General features: G+C 66.7%; 14 protein-coding genes and 1 pseudogene. 10 read left to right on the top strand and 5 right to left on the bottom strand.

Annotation, left to right across the window (positions count from 1 at the left end; all coding sequences use genetic code 11):
• From JO059_RS07150 to nuoN, 9 genes and pseudogenes are all read left to right on the top strand, one after another.
• Window positions 1–709: NADH-ubiquinone oxidoreductase-F iron-sulfur binding region domain-containing protein (locus JO059_RS07150; protein WP_293315395.1), on the top strand; the 709-nt coding region annotated here is incomplete at its 5' end.
• Window positions 710–758: 49 nt separating this feature from the next.
• Window positions 759–3,176 (top strand): NADH-quinone oxidoreductase subunit G, encoded by a 2,418-nt coding sequence (locus JO059_RS07145; protein WP_293315394.1) that lies wholly within the window; start codon window positions 759–761, stop codon window positions 3,174–3,176.
• Between the two features lie 8 nt (window positions 3,177–3,184).
• The gene (gene nuoH / locus JO059_RS07140) at window positions 3,185–4,453 is read left to right on the top strand and encodes an NADH-quinone oxidoreductase subunit NuoH (protein WP_293315397.1); all 1,269 of its coding nucleotides are present in this window, start codon (window positions 3,185–3,187) and stop codon (window positions 4,451–4,453) included.
• Window positions 4,422–5,003, top strand: a pseudogene (gene nuoI, locus JO059_RS07135) (NADH-quinone oxidoreductase subunit NuoI); the annotation flags it as partial. The gene nuoH and the pseudogene nuoI, both read left to right, overlap by 32 nt.
• Window positions 5,000–5,806 carry an NADH-quinone oxidoreductase subunit J gene (locus tag JO059_RS07130; RefSeq protein WP_293315393.1) on the top strand — a complete coding sequence of 269 codons (807 nt, stop codon included), beginning with the start codon at window positions 5,000–5,002 and terminating at the stop codon, window positions 5,804–5,806. The pseudogene nuoI and the gene JO059_RS07130, both read left to right, overlap by 4 nt.
• Window positions 5,803–6,102: an NADH-quinone oxidoreductase subunit NuoK gene (gene nuoK / locus JO059_RS07125; protein ID WP_293315392.1), complete on the top strand. Its 300-nt coding sequence runs from the start codon at window positions 5,803–5,805 to the stop codon at window positions 6,100–6,102. The genes JO059_RS07130 and nuoK overlap by 4 nt, the downstream gene beginning before the upstream one ends.
• 10 nt (window positions 6,103–6,112) lie before the next feature.
• On the top strand, window positions 6,113–8,002 hold the full coding sequence (gene nuoL, locus JO059_RS07120; protein WP_293315391.1) for an NADH-quinone oxidoreductase subunit L: 1,890 nt from the start codon (window positions 6,113–6,115) through the stop codon (window positions 8,000–8,002).
• Between the two features lie 11 nt (window positions 8,003–8,013).
• Entirely contained in the window at window positions 8,014–9,588 is a 1,575-nt protein-coding gene (locus JO059_RS07115) for an NADH-quinone oxidoreductase subunit M (protein WP_293315396.1), read from the top strand.
• A complete protein-coding gene (nuoN, locus tag JO059_RS07110; protein WP_293315390.1) occupies window positions 9,585–11,165 on the top strand; it encodes an NADH-quinone oxidoreductase subunit NuoN in 1,581 nt (526 codons plus the stop codon). Before JO059_RS07115 ends, nuoN begins: the two co-directional genes overlap by 4 nt.
• A gap of 64 nt (window positions 11,166–11,229) precedes the next feature.
• On the opposite strand, the gene JO059_RS07105 is transcribed toward nuoN, so the two are convergent.
• Genes JO059_RS07105 through JO059_RS07085 form a run of 5 tightly spaced genes read right to left on the bottom strand, consistent with a single transcriptional unit; the run spans window position 11,230 to window position 15,406 of the window.
• The gene (locus JO059_RS07105; RefSeq protein ID WP_293315389.1) at window positions 11,230–11,694 is read right to left on the bottom strand and encodes a hypothetical protein; all 465 of its coding nucleotides are present in this window, start codon (window positions 11,692–11,694) and stop codon (window positions 11,230–11,232) included.
• On the bottom strand, window positions 11,687–12,967 hold the full coding sequence (locus JO059_RS07100) for a DUF58 domain-containing protein (protein ID WP_293315388.1): 1,281 nt from the start codon (window positions 12,965–12,967) through the stop codon (window positions 11,687–11,689). The genes JO059_RS07105 and JO059_RS07100 overlap by 8 nt, the downstream gene beginning before the upstream one ends.
• 18 nt (window positions 12,968–12,985) lie before the next feature.
• A complete protein-coding gene (locus tag JO059_RS07095) occupies window positions 12,986–13,963 on the bottom strand; it encodes a MoxR family ATPase (protein WP_293315387.1) in 978 nt (325 codons plus the stop codon).
• A gap of 19 nt (window positions 13,964–13,982) precedes the next feature.
• Window positions 13,983–14,465 (bottom strand): hypothetical protein, encoded by a 483-nt coding sequence (locus JO059_RS07090; protein ID WP_293315386.1) that lies wholly within the window; start codon window positions 14,463–14,465, stop codon window positions 13,983–13,985.
• The gene (locus JO059_RS07085) at window positions 14,462–15,406 is read right to left on the bottom strand and encodes a DUF4129 domain-containing protein (protein WP_293315385.1); all 945 of its coding nucleotides are present in this window, start codon (window positions 15,404–15,406) and stop codon (window positions 14,462–14,464) included. Before JO059_RS07085 ends, JO059_RS07090 begins: the two co-directional genes overlap by 4 nt.
• 174 nt (window positions 15,407–15,580) lie before the next feature.
• Here JO059_RS07085 and JO059_RS07080 point away from each other — a divergent pair.
• Window positions 15,581–16,182 (top strand): DUF222 domain-containing protein (locus JO059_RS07080; RefSeq protein WP_293315384.1); only part of this gene is annotated, 602 nt, incomplete at its 3' end.

Below are 16,182 nucleotides of genomic sequence, written 5' to 3'. Positions count from 1 at the left end.
GGGCCTGTACGGCTGCCCGACGGTGATCAACAACGTCGAGACCATCGCCAGTGTCCCGTCGATCGTGCTCAACGGGGTGGACTGGTTTCGCTCCATGGGCAGCGAGAAATCGCCTGGCTACACGCTGTATTCGCTGTCGGGGCATGTCACCAAACCCGGCCAGTACGAGGCGCCGCTGGGCATCACGCTGCGCGAGCTGCTCGACTACGCCGGCGGCGTGCGGGCCGGGCACCAGCTGAAGTTCTGGACGCCCGGCGGGTCGTCGACGCCGCTGCTCACCGACGAACATCTCGACGTGCCACTGGATTACGAGGGCGTCGGGGGCGCCGGATCGATGCTGGGGACCAAGGCGCTCGAGATTTTCGACGAGACCACGTGTGTGGTGCGCGCCGTGCGCCGCTGGACCGAGTTCTACCAGCACGAGTCGTGCGGCAAATGCACGCCGTGCCGGGAGGGCACCTACTGGCTGACCCAGATCTACAAGCGGCTCGAAACGGGGCGGGGAACGCAGGAAGATCTCGACAAGCTGCTCGACATCTCCGACACCATCCTGGGAAAGTCGTTCTGCGCGTTGGGCGATGGCGCTGCCAGCCCGGTGATGTCGTCGATCAAGTACTTCCGGGACGAGTACGTCGCACACGTCGAAGGCGGCGGCTGCCCGTTCGACCCCCGAGACTCCATGCTGACGCCGAACGGAAAGGGCTCATGACACGCGCCGGCGACGATGCAATGCGAAGCAGTGAGGAGGAGCGGCGCCGATGACTCAGGCGGCCGACACCGAGAACCGTGCGAGCACGCCGGAGATGGTGACGCTCACGATCGACGGCAACGAGATCAGCGTTCCCAAGGGGACTTTGGTGATCCGCGCGGCCGAGTTGATGGGCGTCCAGATCCCGCGGTTCTGCGACCACCCATTGTTGGACCCGGTGGGGGCGTGCCGGCAGTGTCTCGTCGAGGTCGAGGGGCAACGCAAGCCGATGGCATCGTGCACCACCGTGGCCACCGACGACATGGTGGTGCGCACGCAGCTCACCTCGGAGGCCGCGGACAAGGCCCAGCACGGCGTCATGGAGCTGCTGCTGATCAACCATCCGCTGGACTGCCCGATGTGCGACAAGGGCGGCGAATGCCCGCTGCAGAACCAGGCGATGTCCAACGGGCGGGAGGACTCTCGGTTCACCGACGTCAAGCGGACCTTCGCCAAGCCCATCAACATCTCCTCCGAGGTGCTGCTGGACCGCGAGCGGTGCATCCTGTGCGCCCGCTGCACCCGGTTCTCCGAACAGATCGCCGGTGACATCTTCATCGACATGCAGGAGCGCGGCGCTCTGCAGCAGGTCGGCATCTACGCCAATGAGCCGTTCGACTCGTACTTTTCGGGTAACACCGTGCAGATCTGCCCGGTGGGCGCATTGACCGGTACCGCTTATCGTTTCCGGGCCCGGCCCTTCGACCTGGTCTCCAGCCCGAGCGTGTGCGAGCACTGCGCGTCGGGATGCGCGCAGCGCACCGACCATCGGCGCGGCAAGGTGCTGCGCCGGCTGGCTGGTGACGACCCCGAGGTCAACGAGGAGTGGAACTGCGACAAGGGCCGGTGGGCCTTCACCTACGCAACCCAGCCGGACGTACTCACCACTCCCCTGATCCGCGGCGCAGACGGCGAGCTGCAGCCCGCGTCGTGGTCGCACGCGATCGTGGCGGCGGCCGAGGGACTCGAGGCGGCTCGCGGGCGCACCGGGGTATTGGTCGGCGGCCGGGTGACCTGGGAGGACGCCTACGCCTACAGCAAGTTTGCGCGAATCGTCTTGGACACCAACGATATCGACTTCCGCGCTCGTCCGCATTCGGCCGAGGAGACCGACTTCCTGACCGCCCGCGTCGCCGGCCGGCCGGTGACCGTCAGCTACTCCGACCTCGAATCGGCGCCGGTGGTGCTGCTGGTCGGGTTCGAGCCGGAGGACGAGTCGCCGATCGTGTTCCTGCGGTTGCGCAAGGCCGCCCGCAAGCACCGCGTCCCGATCTACTCGGTCGCACCCTTCACCACCCGCGGGCTGACGAAGATGGCGGGCAGGCTGATCAAAACCGTTCCGGGAGCCGAAGCTTCGGCGCTGGACGGCCTGGCCGGCGGAGAGCTGGCTGACCTGCTCTCCAAACCCGGCGCGGTGATCATGATCGGGGAACGCCTGGCCGCAGCGCCCGGCGGATTTTCCGCGGCGGCCCGGCTCGCCGACACGACGGGCGCCCGGCTGGCGTGGGTTCCGCGGCGCGCCGGCGAGCGCGGAGCGCTGGAGGCCGGCGCATTGCCGACGCTGTTGCCCGGCGGCCGCCCGGTTGCCGATGACGCCGCTCGGGCACAGGTTGCCTCGGCCTGGCACGTCGACGAATTGCCCTCCGCCCCGGGGCGCGACGCCCAGGCCATCCTCGCCGCCGCCGCCGACGGATCCTTGGGTGCGCTGCTGGTCGGCGGCATCGAGGCGGGTGACTTCCCCGATCCGGAGGCGGTGCACGCGGCGCTGGACGGCGCCGGCTTCGTCGTCAGCCTGGAGCTGCGGCACAGCGCGGTCACCGAACGCGCGGACGTGGTGTTCCCCGTCGCGCCGACGGCGCAGAAGTCCGGCGCATTCGTCAACTGGGAGGGCCGATACCGCGGGTTTGCCCCCGCGCTGCACGGCACCACACAGCAGGCGGGCCAGCCGGATCATCGCGTGCTCGACACCCTTGCCGACGAGTTGGGTGTCTACCTCGGAACGACGACCGTCGAGACCGCGCGCGCGGAGCTGGCCGGGCTGGGAAACTGGGACGGCGACCACCCCGCCGGCCCGCAGGTCCCGGAGCCCGCCAAGGCCGGGACGGGGCCTGAAAAAGGGCAAGCCGTGCTTGCCGGTTGGCGATTGCTGCTCGACCAGGGCCGGATGCAGGACGGCGAACCGCATTTGGCCGGCACGGCGCGCGAACCGGTCGTCCGGCTGTCCGCTGAGACCGCGGCCGAGATCGGCGCAGCCGACGGTGACAACGTCACGGTCAGTACGCCGCGGGGATCGATCACACTGCCGCTGAGCGTCACCGACATGCCCGACCGGGTGGTGTGGCTGCCGCTGAACTCGCCGGGTTGCGCGGTGCACCGGAAATTGGGCGTGACCATCGGCAGCATCGTGGGAATCGGAGTTGGCACATGAACACCCCGTTGAGCGCGTTCGGGCACGACACCTGGTGGTTGGTGCTGGGCAAGTCGCTGGCCATCTTTGTCTTCCTCATGCTGAATGTGTTGGTCGCGATCCTGCTCGAGCGCAAGATATTGGGCTGGATGCAGCTGAGGCCCGGGCCCAACCGGGCCGGACCGTGGGGCGCCCTGCAGAGCCTGGCCGACGGGATCAAGCTGGCGCTGAAGGAAAGCATCACGCCCGGCGGCATCGACAAGTTCGTCTATTTTGCGGCACCGGTCATTTCGGTGATTCCCGCCTTCACGGCGTTCGCGTTCATTCCGTTCGGGCCGGTCGTGTCGATCTTCGGTCATCGGACGCCGCTGCAGCTGACCGACCTGCCGGTCGCCGTGCTCTTCATTTTGGGGCTGTCGGCGATCGGCGTCTATGGGATCGTCCTGGGCGGCTGGGCGTCGGGATCCACCTATCCGCTGCTTGGCGGGGTGCGATCCACCGCGCAGGTCATCTCCTACGAGGTGGCGATGGGACTGTCGTTCGCGGCGGTGTTCCTCTACGCCGGCTCCATGTCGACATCGCAGATCGTCGGCGCCCAGAACCGGGTGTGGTATGTGTTCCTGTTGCTGCCGTCGTTCATCATTTACCTGATCTCAATGGTCGGTGAAACCAACCGCGCCCCATTCGATTTGCCGGAGGCCGAGGGTGAGCTCGTCGCCGGCTTCCACACCGAGTATTCGTCCCTGAAGTTCGCGATGTTCATGTTGGCCGAATACGTCAACATGATGACGGTCTCGTCGCTCGCGACGGTCATGTTCTTCGGCGGCTGGCATGCTCCCTGGCCGATCAACATGTGGCCGGGCGCCAACGTCGGCTGGTGGCCGCTGCTCTGGTTCACCGCCAAGATGTGGACGTTCCTGTTCATCTACATGTGGCTGCGCGCCAGCCTGCCCCGGCTGCGTTACGACCAGTTCATGGCGCTGGGCTGGCGGCTGCTGATCCCCGTCGCGCTGGTGTGGATCATCATCGCCGCCGTCATCCGCACGATGCGCAACCAGGGGTACGCGCATTGGACGCCGGTGCTGGTGATCAGCAGCCTCGTCGTGGCCTCGGCTTTGGTGCTGCTGCTGCGAAGACCGTTCACTGCCCCCAGCCTTCGTGCGATGGAGCGGCAGCTCCGCCGGCAGCGCGGCGAAGCCGCGGCGCCCGGCGGCGCGGCAAGCATCGAGCCGGCATTCCCGACACCGCCGCTGCCGGGGCAGAAAGTCGGCGCCAGCAAGGAGAAAGCACGTGCCTAGGTTTCTTGACGCCGTTGCGGGCTTCGGCGTGACGTTCGGGTCGATGTTCAAGAAGAGGGTCACCGAGGAGTATCCGGAGAAGCCGGGCCCGGTCGCGCCGCGCTATCACGGCCGTCACCAACTCAACCGGTATCCCGACGGTCTGGAGAAATGCATCGGGTGCGAGCTGTGCGCCTGGGCGTGCCCCGCCGACGCCATCTACGTCGAGGGCGCCGACAACACCGAGGAGCTGCGGTATTCACCGGGCGAACGGTACGGCCGCGTGTACCAGATCAACTATCTGCGTTGCATCGGTTGCGGCCTGTGCATCGAGGCCTGCCCGACCAGGGCGCTGACGATGACCAACGACTACGAGATGGCCGACGACAACCGCGCCGACCTCATCTACGAGAAGGACCGGCTGCTCGCGCCGCTGCTGCCGGGAATGACCGCGCCGCCGCATCCGAGGGCCGCGGGCGCGACCGACAAGGACTACTACGAGGGCAACGTGACCGCAGCCGGGCTGCGCGAGCACGAGAGCGCCGGATCCGAGGCCGGAGGAGCCCAATGATCACCGGCCCCGTATCAAACCTCGCCGCCGACACCATCGTTCGCACCTCCACCGGTGAAGCGGCCACGTTCTGGATATTGGGGGCGCTGGCGCTGATCGGCGCGCTCGGCGTCGTACTTTCGGTCAACGCGGTCTACTCGGCGATGTTCCTGGCGATGACGATGATCATCCTGGCGGTGTTCTACATGATCCAGGACGCGCTGTTTCTGGGCGTCGTCCAGGTCGTGGTCTACACCGGCGCGGTGATGATGCTCTTCCTGTTCGTGCTGATGCTGATCGGCGTCGACTCCGCGGAATCGCTCAAGGAGACGCTGCGTGGCCAGCGCATCGCGGCGGTCGCGGTCGGCCTCGGCTTCGGCATCCTGCTGCTCGCCGGTATCGGCAACGCGGCGACCGGAGGTTTCGTCGGAGTGGCCGCCGCCAACTCCAACGGCAACGTCGAAGGCCTGGCGGCCCTGATCTTTTCGCGTTACCTGTGGGCGTTCGAACTGACCAGCGCGCTGCTGATCACCGCGGCGGTCGGGGCGATGGTGTTGGCGCACCGGGAACGCTTCGAACGCCGCAAAACCCAGCGGGAACTCGCCGAGGAACGCTTCCGGCCGGGCGGACACCCCACCCCGCTGCCCAACCCCGGCGTGTACGCACGCCAGAACGCCGTCGACGTCGCCGCCAGGCTGCCCGACGGCTCCTACTCGGACTTGTCGGTGTCCTCGATACTGCGCATCGGCAACGCCGACCGCCCGCAGCTTGCCGACCCCCGGGGTGACCGTTCCGCCGAAGCCGTGAAAGGCGGTGCGTCGTGAATCCGGCTAATTACCTGTACCTTTCGGCGCTGCTGTTCACCATCGGGGCCGGGGGTGTGCTGTTGCGCCGCAACGCCATCGTGATGTTCATGTGCGTTGAACTGATGCTCAACGCCGTCAACCTCGCGTTCGTCACGTTCTCGCGGATGCATGGCCATCTGGACGGGCAGATGATTGCGTTCTTCACCATGGTGGTCGCAGCCTGCGAGGTGGTTGTCGGCCTGGCCATCATCATGACGATTTTCCGCGCCCGCAAATCCGCGTCGGTCGACGACGCGAATCTACTCAAAGGCTAAGAACGCCAAGATGACACACTTCACCTGGCTGCTCGTGGCCCTACCCCTGGCAGGCGCCGCCGTCTTGCTGTTCGGTGGCAGACGCACCGACGCGTGGGGCCACCTATTGGGTTGTGTGGCCGCGCTGGCGGCATTCGGGGTCGGGCTGAGCCTGCTCGTCGACATGCTCGCGCGAAACGACGCCGATCGAGCCATCCATCAGAAGGTGTTCAGCTGGATACCGGTCGGGCAACTTCAGGTCGACTTCGGGCTGCAGATCGACCAGCTCTCCTTGTGCTTCGTGCTGCTGATCTCCGGGGTCGGATCGCTGATCCATATCTATTCGGTCGGCTACATGGCAGCGGACCCGGACCGCCGTCGTTTTTTCGGCTATCTGAATCTGTTTCTGGCGTCGATGCTGCTGTTGGTGGTCGCCGACAACTATGTGGTGCTCTACGTCGGCTGGGAAGGCGTCGGCCTGGCCTCCTACCTGCTGATCGGTTTCTGGTATCACAAGCCGACCGCGGCCGCGGCGGCCAAGAAGGCGTTCGTGATGAACCGAGTCGGCGATGCCGGCCTGGCCGTGGGAATGTTCTTGATGTTCAGCACATTCGGCACGCTGTCGTACGCCGGGGTGTTCGCCGGCGCGCCCGGGGCGAGCCGGGGCGCGTTGACCGCAATGGGGTTACTGCTGCTGCTGGGCGCCTGCGCCAAATCGGCCCAGGTTCCGCTGCAGGCTTGGTTGGGTGACGCGATGGAGGGCCCCACGCCGGTCTCCGCGCTGATCCACGCGGCGACGATGGTGACCGCGGGCGTGTACTTGATCGTGCGCTCCAACCCGCTCTACAACCTGGCGCCCGACGCGCGATTGGCCGTGGTGATCGTCGGCGCCGTCACCCTGCTGTTCGGCGCCATCATCGGCTGCGCCAAGGACGACATCAAGCGCGCGTTGGCCGCATCGACGATCAGCCAGATCGGGTACATGGTTCTCGCGGCCGGGCTGGGCACCGCCGGCTACGCCTTCGCGATCATGCATCTGCTCACCCACGGTTTCTTCAAGGCCGGGTTGTTCCTGGGCTCCGGCGCCGTGATTCACGCGATGCACGAAGAGCAGGACATGCGCCGTTACGGCGGCCTGCGCGCCGCGCTGCCGATTACCTTCGCCACGTTCGGTTTGGGCTATCTGGCGATCATCGGCGTGCCGCCGTTCGCCGGCTTCTTCTCCAAGGACGCCATCATCGAGGCGGCGCTCGGGGCCGGCGGCACCCGCGGTTACGTGCTGGGCGGGGCGGCGCTGCTAGGCGCCGGGATCACGGCCTTCTACATGACCCGGGTCATGCTGATGACGTTCTTCGGTCAAAAGCGTTGGGCCCCGGGCACCCACCCGCACGAGGCACCGGCCGTGATGACGTGGCCGATGATCCTGCTTGCCGTTGGCTCGGTGTTCTCCGGCGGCCTGCTGGCGTGGCGCGGGACCATGCAGCGCTGGCTCGAACCGGTGGTCGGGGCTCACGAAGAAGTGACCCACGCCGTCCCGGTCTGGGTCAGCACCTGCCTGGCGCTCGGCGTCGTCGCCGTCGGTATTGCGGTGGCCTACCGGATGTACGGCGGCAAGGCGGAGATCCCCGCGGTGGCCCCGGTGGTGGTTTCCCCGGCGACGACGGCCGCCCGCAATGACCTCTACGGCGATGCGTTCAACGAGGAGGTGTTCATGCGGCCCGGCGCGGAACTGACGCACGCGCTGGTCGAACTCGACAACGCCGGCGTGGACGGCTCGGTCAACGCGCTGGCCGCAATGGTGAGCCGCACATCGAATCGGCTACGGCGATTCCAAACCGGGTTCGCCCGCAACTACGCATTGTCCATGTTGGCGGGCGCCGTGCTGGTGGCCGCGCTGATCCTGGCGGTGAGGTTCTGGTGAACTCGACTTCCATGCACATCCCCTGGCTGAGCGTGCTGTGGCTGGTGCCGCTGGCCGGTTCGGTGCTCATCATCCTGCTGCCCCCGGGAATGCGGCAGCTCGCCAAGTGGACCGGCCTGGTCTTCGGCGTGCTGACCCTCGCGGTGGCGATCGTGGTCACCGCCGGCTTCAAGACCGGCGGTGCTACGTATCAATTCGTCGAAAGTCATAGGTGGATACCGGCGTTCGGGGCCGGATACTCCCTCGGCGTGGACGGCATCGCGGTGGTGCTGGTGCTGCTGACGGCGGTGCTGATTCCCCTGCTTCAGGTGGCCGGCTGGAACGACGGCGGTGGTGACAGGCCACGAGGGGTGCACGCCTATGTCGCCCTGACGCTGGCCATCGAATCGATGGTGCTGGTCTCGGTGGTCGCGCTGGACGTGTTGCTCTTCTACGTGTTCTTCGAGGCCATGCTCGTCCCGATGTACTTCCTGATCGGCGGCTTCGGCGGCGGCACCGGAAGGTCTCGCGCGGCGGTGAAGTTCCTGCTGTACAACTTGTTCGGCGGTCTGATCATGCTCGCAGCCGTGATCGGGCTGTACGTGGTGACCACGCAGCACGGCCCGGGCACATTCGACTTTCGCGACATCGTGGCCGGCGTCGCGTCCGGCCGCTACGGCGCGGACCCCGCGGTGATCAAGGCGCTGTTCCTGGGTTTCATGTTCGCCTTCGCGATCAAAGCCCCGCTGTGGCCGTTCCACCGCTGGCTGCCCGATGCCGCGGTCGAGGCCACGCCGGCGTCCGCCGTGCTGATGATGGCGGTGATGGACAAGGTCGGCACCTTCGGCATGCTCCGCTACTGCCTGCAGCTTTTTCCCAGCGCCGCAACATATTTCCGTCCGCTGATCATCGTTTTGGCCGTCATCGGGGTGATCTACGGCGCAATCGTCGCGATCGGCCAGGCTGACATCATGCGCCTGATCGCCTACACATCGATCTCGCACTTCGGGTTCATCATCCTGGGCATCTTCGTGATGACCACCCAGGGCCAGAGCGGGTCGACGCTGTACATGCTCAACCACGGGCTCTCGACCGCGGCGGTGTTCCTCATCGCGGGCTTCTTGATCTCCCGGCACGGCAGCCGGGCGATCGCAGACTACGGCGGCGTGCAGAAGGTCGCGCCCATTCTGGCGGGCACCTTTTTGGTCTCCGCCATGGCCACCCTGTCACTGCCCGGCCTGGCGCCGTTCATCAGCGAATTCCTAGTCCTCCTGGGAACTTTCAACCGGTACTGGCTGGCGGCGACGTTCGGCGTCAGCGCCCTCGTGCTCTCGGCAATCTACATGCTCTGGCTCTACCAGCGGGTGATGACCGGACCGGTGGCCAGCGGCAACGAACGCATTAGTGACCTGAGAGCTCGCGAAATGGTTGTCGTGGCACCTTTGATCGCGTTGTTGTTCGTTCTCGGGATCTACCCCAAACCGGTGCTGGATCTGATCAATCCGGCCGTCGAGAACACCATGACCACCATCGGCCAGCATGATCCCGCGCCCATCGTGCCGCCGGGTGCGGCCGCGCCCCGGACAGCGGAAGGACCGCATCGATGACCCTTCCCACGCCCAGCGTCGAGTACTTCCTGCTGTGCCCGATGCTCATCGTCTTCGCGGTCGCGGTGGCTGGCGTGCTGGTGGAAGCGTTTGTGCCCAGGCGAATTCGTTACCTCGCTCAGGTGACGCTGGCCCTCGCCGGCCTGGTTGCCGCGTTCGTTGCGATCGTCGAGGTGAGCCGTTCGCTTCAACCGCCGGGCCGCGCCGCGGTGCTCGGCGCCGTGGCCATCGATCGGCCGACCCTGTATCTGCAGGGCACCGTCGTGCTCGTCGCGGTGCTGGCGGTCATCTTCATTGCCGAACGGAGGCAGGCGAAGTCGGAGAGCAAAGTCGCAGTCGCCGCGGGCCTTGGTGGCTTGGATTCCTTCACCGCCCAGGGGTCCGCGGTTCCGCGCAGCGACGCCGAGCGCGAGGCGGAAAGGGCCGGGGCCGCCCAGACGGAGCTCTTCCCGCTGCTGATGCTGTCTGTCGGCGGCATGATGGTGTTTCCCGCGTCCAATGACCTGCTGACGATGTTCGTGGCGCTGGAAGTCCTTTCGCTGCCCCTGTACCTGATGTGCGGGCTCGCGCGTCATCGCCGCCTGCTGTCCCAGGAAGCGGCGATGAAATACTTTCTGCTCGGCGCGTTTTCGTCGGCGTTCTTTCTCTACGGCGTGGCGTTGCTCTACGGCGCGACCGGCACGCTCCTGCTGCCCGGCATCCGCGATGCGCTGGCCGCCCATGGCGATAGTTCGATGGCGTTGGTCGGTGTCGCCCTGCTGTCGGTCGGGTTGCTGTTCAAGGTAGGCGCGGTTCCGTTCCATTCGTGGATACCCGACGTCTATCAGGGCGCGCCCACCCCGATCACGGGCTTCATGGCGGCGGCGACGAAGGTCGCGGCGTTCGGCGCGCTGCTTCGAGTCGTCTACGTCGCGCTGCCTCCGCTGCACGACCAATGGCGGCCGGTGCTCTGGACGATTTCGATCCTGACCATGGCGGTCGGCACCATCACCGCGGTGAACCAAACCGATGTCAAGCGGATGCTGGCCTATTCGTCGGTCGCGCACGTCGGTTTCATCCTCACCGGTGTGATCGCCGACAACACGACGGGTCTCTCCGCGACCTTGTTCTATCTGGTCGCCTACAGCTTCAGCACCGTCGGCGCGTTCGCCATCGTGAGCCTGATCCGCAACGCCGACGGTGTCGAAGATGCCACGCTGTCGCACTGGGCCGGCCTGGGACAACGCTCGCCCATTGTGGGCGTGATGTTTTCGATGTTCTTGTTGGCCTTCGCCGGCATTCCGCTGACGAGCGGGTTCGTCAGCAAACTGGCGGTGTTCAAGGCCGCCGCCCAGGGCGGCGCGGTGCCGCTGGTGATCATCGGCGTGGTCGCCAGTGGGGTCGCCGCGTATTTCTATGTGCGGGTCATCGTGTCGATGTTCTTCACCGAAGCCACGGACGAAACCCCGCGGGTAGTGGCGCCCGGCATTTTGAGCAAGGCGGCGATCGCGGTATGCGCCGCGGTCACCGTCGCTTTGGGAGTCTTCCCACAGCCGCTGCTCGACCTGGCCGACCACGCCGCCGGGCTGCTGCACTAGAGCTTCCCCGGCTTGGCCGTAACGCGGCGAAAGTGTAACGAGTGCACGTTCGGCGACAGGCCGCTCAACCCAAGAACGGACGGGTCGCCAGGACGTAGATCGCCAAGGCTCCCAGCGGCGCCGCCAGGGGCAACCACGGCAACCCCAGCGGGAAAGATGTCGCGACCAGCCCCGCGGCGGTAAACCCCACGGCCGCAACGACTGTCGGCCAGCTCCACAGAACAGCGGCCGCGTGCGCCCCGACCGCGTGGCGACATACCAGGTAGCCGGCGGCGCAAAGCCCGGACCAGGCGGCGAACACCGGCGACGGATTGGAAGCCAGGATCGTTGCCACCGACAGCAACACGGCGAATGTCGCCGCCTGCCGGAACACCAGACCGGCACCTACCGCGATCAAAGCGGCGGCGGCCAGGACAACAGCCGGCCCATGGGAGCCAACACCGGCCAGGCCGACCATCAGGGCGCCGAAGGCCGTCGAGACGGCGAGTGCGCTTGACTGCGCCCGCCCCGTAAGTCTGCCGCTAACCATTGAGCCGTCCCCGCACCCGACGCCGACGGTCCGGCAACACGCCCATCGACTGCTCCAGGCTCTGATCCCCTTGCCAGGACACGATGTCCACGCCGACGGTGGCCATGTCGCGATACATGGCGGAGCGCTGCAGCGCCCACAATCTATCCACCAGCGGATCCTGCCGGCCTGCGAACGGGGACCTGTCGAGAATGTCGACGGCGACCACCACATGGCCCCGTTTGCGGAGATCGATCAAGGCCAGCGCGAATTCGGTATCCAGCAGCGTTGAGAATGCGATGACGATCGCCCCCGCTGGAACGGCCGCGCGCGGTGCCAGTGTGCCCGTTGTCTTTTCGTACCGGTCGCCGGCGTCGAGCACGGTGTCGAGGACCCGGTAAAACTGGCGCTGCCCGATGTCGGCGCCGAGCCATCGGGGGCGGTTGCCGCCCAGGCTGACGATCCCCGCGCGATCACCATGGCGCAAAGCGGTCTGCACCACCTGCGCCGCCCCGCGCACGACTCGTTCGGTGACTTCGGTTGCCGGGCCCGCCGGCTGCGGATAGGCGTCGATCAGCACCACGACGTCGGCGGCACGATCGGTCAGTCGCTGCGTCACATGTAGCCGGCCGCGGCGCGCGCTGACCGGCCAATTCACCGCGCGCAGTTGATCGCCGGGCACATAGGGGCGAATGTCGGCGTACTCGACCCCCGGACCTATGTGTCGCGTGAGGTGCGCGCCCAGGCGGTCGAGCAACTCGGTCTGCGGAATTGGTGTCGACTGCGGCGGCGTGAGCGGAAAAACGATGATGTCGGCGGCTGCGACGGTGGCCGTTCCGGTCAGCAGGCCACCGCGCGCAAGTACCTCTATCCGGGCACCGACCGAATATCGGCCCCACCGTTGCGCTGTTGCCGCGACGGTCTTCGTGTGGGGCAAAGTCGAGTCGAGCACCTCGAGCTGCAGGCCGGCGACCTCCGCGACGGTGAGCTCGACGGCCGCGGCCCCGGCAACTCCGGCGGCTGCGGCGGATTCCTCGGTGGCCCACAGTGTCACCCGGGCCTGTTCGCTTTCAAAGCAGCGCTGCGAGACCGGTTCCGCGTGCACCCGGATCCTCGGCACCGGGCGCTGCCAACTCAGCGAACACAGCACTCCCAGCAGCGGTGCCGCGAAGGCCAAAAGCTGCCAGCGGGCACCGATCACCGCCACGGCCAGCGCAGCCCCGGCGCAGGTCGCGGTTGCCAACGTCAGCGGGGATGCCCGCCAACGCAATTCGACGTCGGGGCCAGGGTTCATGGAGAGCTCACCCGCAGGTCATCCGGCCTCGCCGTGTGGTCCGCTTGCTCGGGGAACCGGCAAGCGCCGCAAGAGTTCTGCGACGATATCCGCGCCCTGAATCTTGCGCACCCACATCTCGGGCCGCAGGGTGATCCGGTGCGCGACCGCCGCAACTGCGAGTGCCTTGACATCTTCGGGAATGACATAATCGCGCCCGAGCAAAAGCGCTCGCGCACGGGCGAGTTGGACCAGGTCGAGTTCGGCGCGCGGGCTGGCCCCCACGGCGACCTGAGGGTGGTGGCGCGTGGCGGTGGCCAGCGACACCACGTAATGCAGCACGTCCTCGTGCACGGTCACCTGCTCGACGGACTCGCGCATCGCCAGCAAGTCGTGAGCATCCACCACCTGATTGACGGTCGGCTCGGCCGAACCGCGCTCGAGGCGGCGGCGCAACATCGCGGTCTCGTCCCGCTCCGAGAGGTATCGCAGTTCCAGCCTGATGGCGAATCGATCCAGCTGAGCCTCCGGCAACGGATAAGTGCCCTCGTATTCGATCGGGTTGTCGGTGGCCAGAACGATGAAGGGCATTGGGAGCTTATGGGTTTCGCCGTCGATACTGACCTGGCCCTCGGCCATGGCCTCGAGCAGCGCCGCCTGCGTCTTCGGCGGTGTGCGGTTGATCTCGTCGGCGAGCAGCAAGTTGGTGAAGATAGGGCCGGCCCGGAACGCGAAGTGGCCCGACTGCATGTCGTAAATCGTCGAGCCCAGCAGGTCGGCGGGCAGCAGGTCGGGGGTGAACTGCACGCGGGTGAATCTCAGGCCCAAGGCGGCGGCGAAGGATCTCGCGATCAGTGTCTTACCGAGACCCGGTAGGTCCTCGATGAGCACATGGCCGCGCGCGAGTACCGCGGTGAGGATGAGGGTGAGCGCGGAGCGCTTGCCCACTACCACGCGTTCGATCTCGTCGAGTACCGCCTCGCAGTGGGCGGTGGTTGTCGTGGCCGGCAGACTCATATCCGTGTGGTGCCCCCAATCACACTTGTTCCAACCTTCGCAGGATTTCTTCCAGCGCGGCACGGCCGGGACCGGGCTCGCGGTCACCGGTGCGCGTGACGTTGTTCGGGTTGACCCAGTCCCACAGTTCGGGACCGAAGAGCATTCGGCCGGTAGCGTGATATGCCCCGGGGTCCTTGGATTGCCTTTGGCCCGTGGTCATTTCGTACCGCCGGGCGAGCATCGGACGCAGGTGGCGGTCCCAGTCGGCTCGGGTGGAGTCCGACCACCGGATCGTGGTCTCGGTGGTGGACAGCCAGCGGCGCAACGAATCCCCGAGATCGTCGGGAGTGATCTGCCCAGGAGGATCGGATCCGCGACCCAGGAACCGGCGCAGGTTGAGCAGTACCAGAGCCAGGGCAGCACCCGAGGCCGCCAACAGGAACGGGCGGTCGTGCAGTGTAAGAGCCAACAGCTCTATCACGATGATGAGGCAAACTCCCAGGGCCACGAGCTTTTTCACACGGAACTCCGCAACTCCGCGATAACCACCCGCAGCACGTTTTCCGCCATCTCGCGGTGCCCCTCGTTCATGACGTGCGGCGAAAATCGCGCCTCTTCGAACAGGTTCACCAGCTGCACAGCATTGTCGGCGCGCAGCGCTTGGTGTTGCACGGCGCGGACGAGGACTTCCGTCGGCGTGTCGAAGTCCTGGGGAGCAGCTTCCGGAACGTTGGCGAGCTCGCGCTCCATCGCCGCATAGCATGCGATGATTGCCTCTCGGGGTTCCCGGTTGAGGTCGCCTATCGTCGCCAGTCCGACTTCGGCCGCGCGGACCAGCGATTCGGAAGCCGGCGCCGGTGTGGGCGATTCGACGTGATCGTCGCCGATCGTGCGCGGTGCGCTCGCCCGCCAACGTCGTCGCGCCATGATCACCGAGCCGGTGACGATCACCAGCAGCATCGCGATCGTGCTGGCAACCAGTATTCCGAGCGTATCTTGTGTCTTGTTGTGCGAATGTTGTTGCGGCGGCTGGCCGTTGGCCTGTCCCGATGGCGGGGCGGTCGGAATCGGAGCGGCTTCCCCGGTGTTCGCGGTGTGCGGTACGAACAGTCGAGCCAGCAGAATCACGATCAGCATCCAGGCGAGGATCAGCGCGAGCCCGATCACCAACACGCGCCAATTCGGTCGGCCCTTGCCGATGCCGAGCAGTTCGGACAGCTCTCCCGCGGTAGGTGCCGGCGAACGTGGATCTCGCAATCGCGCGATGACGGCGATCACCAGCAGCGCGACCGTGGCGCTGAGTGCCACGATGATGAAAACGAGCGCCGCTCGGCCGCCCCCGGGTTCTGTGTGCACAGAGCGGTCTTGGGCCGGTAGATATCCGCGAAGGGCAGCAGCAACCAAGATCATCAGGACGAGCAGCGCAACAACGCGCCCCGTCGGCTTGTCAACAAAAGGCATTCGCACATCACTTGACCGGTCGCTGGTTGGCTCCATACTCGCACGTCACGCAGCCGTTCTGCCAGGAAGGCCCGCCGCTCGAGTTATCCACAGTCGCGGGGTCGTCCACAGGCTAAGAGCGCAGCCGGCCCCGGGGCACCGAACCTGACGGAGGCGGTTCATAACGTCGGCGCCATGGCTTCACGCGTGGGTCTCGAGGAAGCACGGGAGCGGATCGGTGCTGCTCTCGACGCTATCGACGCCGCCCATGCCGTGCTGCGCGAAACCAGCTCCGATGTGGTGGGCAATCGGTTTCGCGTCGACGTCGCCGAGCGGCTGGAGACGCAGGACCGGACGAACCGCGGCCTGACGTATCGCTTCTTCGCCGAGATCGCCGAACCGTCCGACGGTGGCGACTGCATTCCGGCGGTGCGAGAACTGCTGTGGGCGCGGCTGCGCCTCCCGCCCAAGGAGCTCATTCGGCGCTTCAGAATCGCCGCGCGGATCAGGCCGCGCCGCTCGCTGACCGGTCCGACCCTGCAGCCCGAGCTGCCGGAGTTGGCGGCGGCGGTCGAAGCCGGCACGGTCGGTGGGGACCATATCCGCGCCGTTTGCCACGCCGTGGACCTGCTGCCCTCCTGCGTCTCGCCCACCGACGTGGCCGAAGCCGAACGCACGCTGGTGCGGCATGCGACCAAGCTTGACGCCTGGACCAACGGCACCGGCCCACCACTAATCAACCACGCCCACCACCGGCGAACAACTGCTGCGCGAAGACCCCGACCCGCCCGATGCGC

The sequence above is a fragment of the Mycobacterium sp. genome (genome assembly GCF_019247615.1).
Classification (GTDB): Bacteria; Actinomycetota; Actinomycetes; order Mycobacteriales; family Mycobacteriaceae; genus Mycobacterium.
Note: the sequence above shows the minus strand (reverse complement) of the source record. Positions and strands in the feature narration are given on the sequence as shown.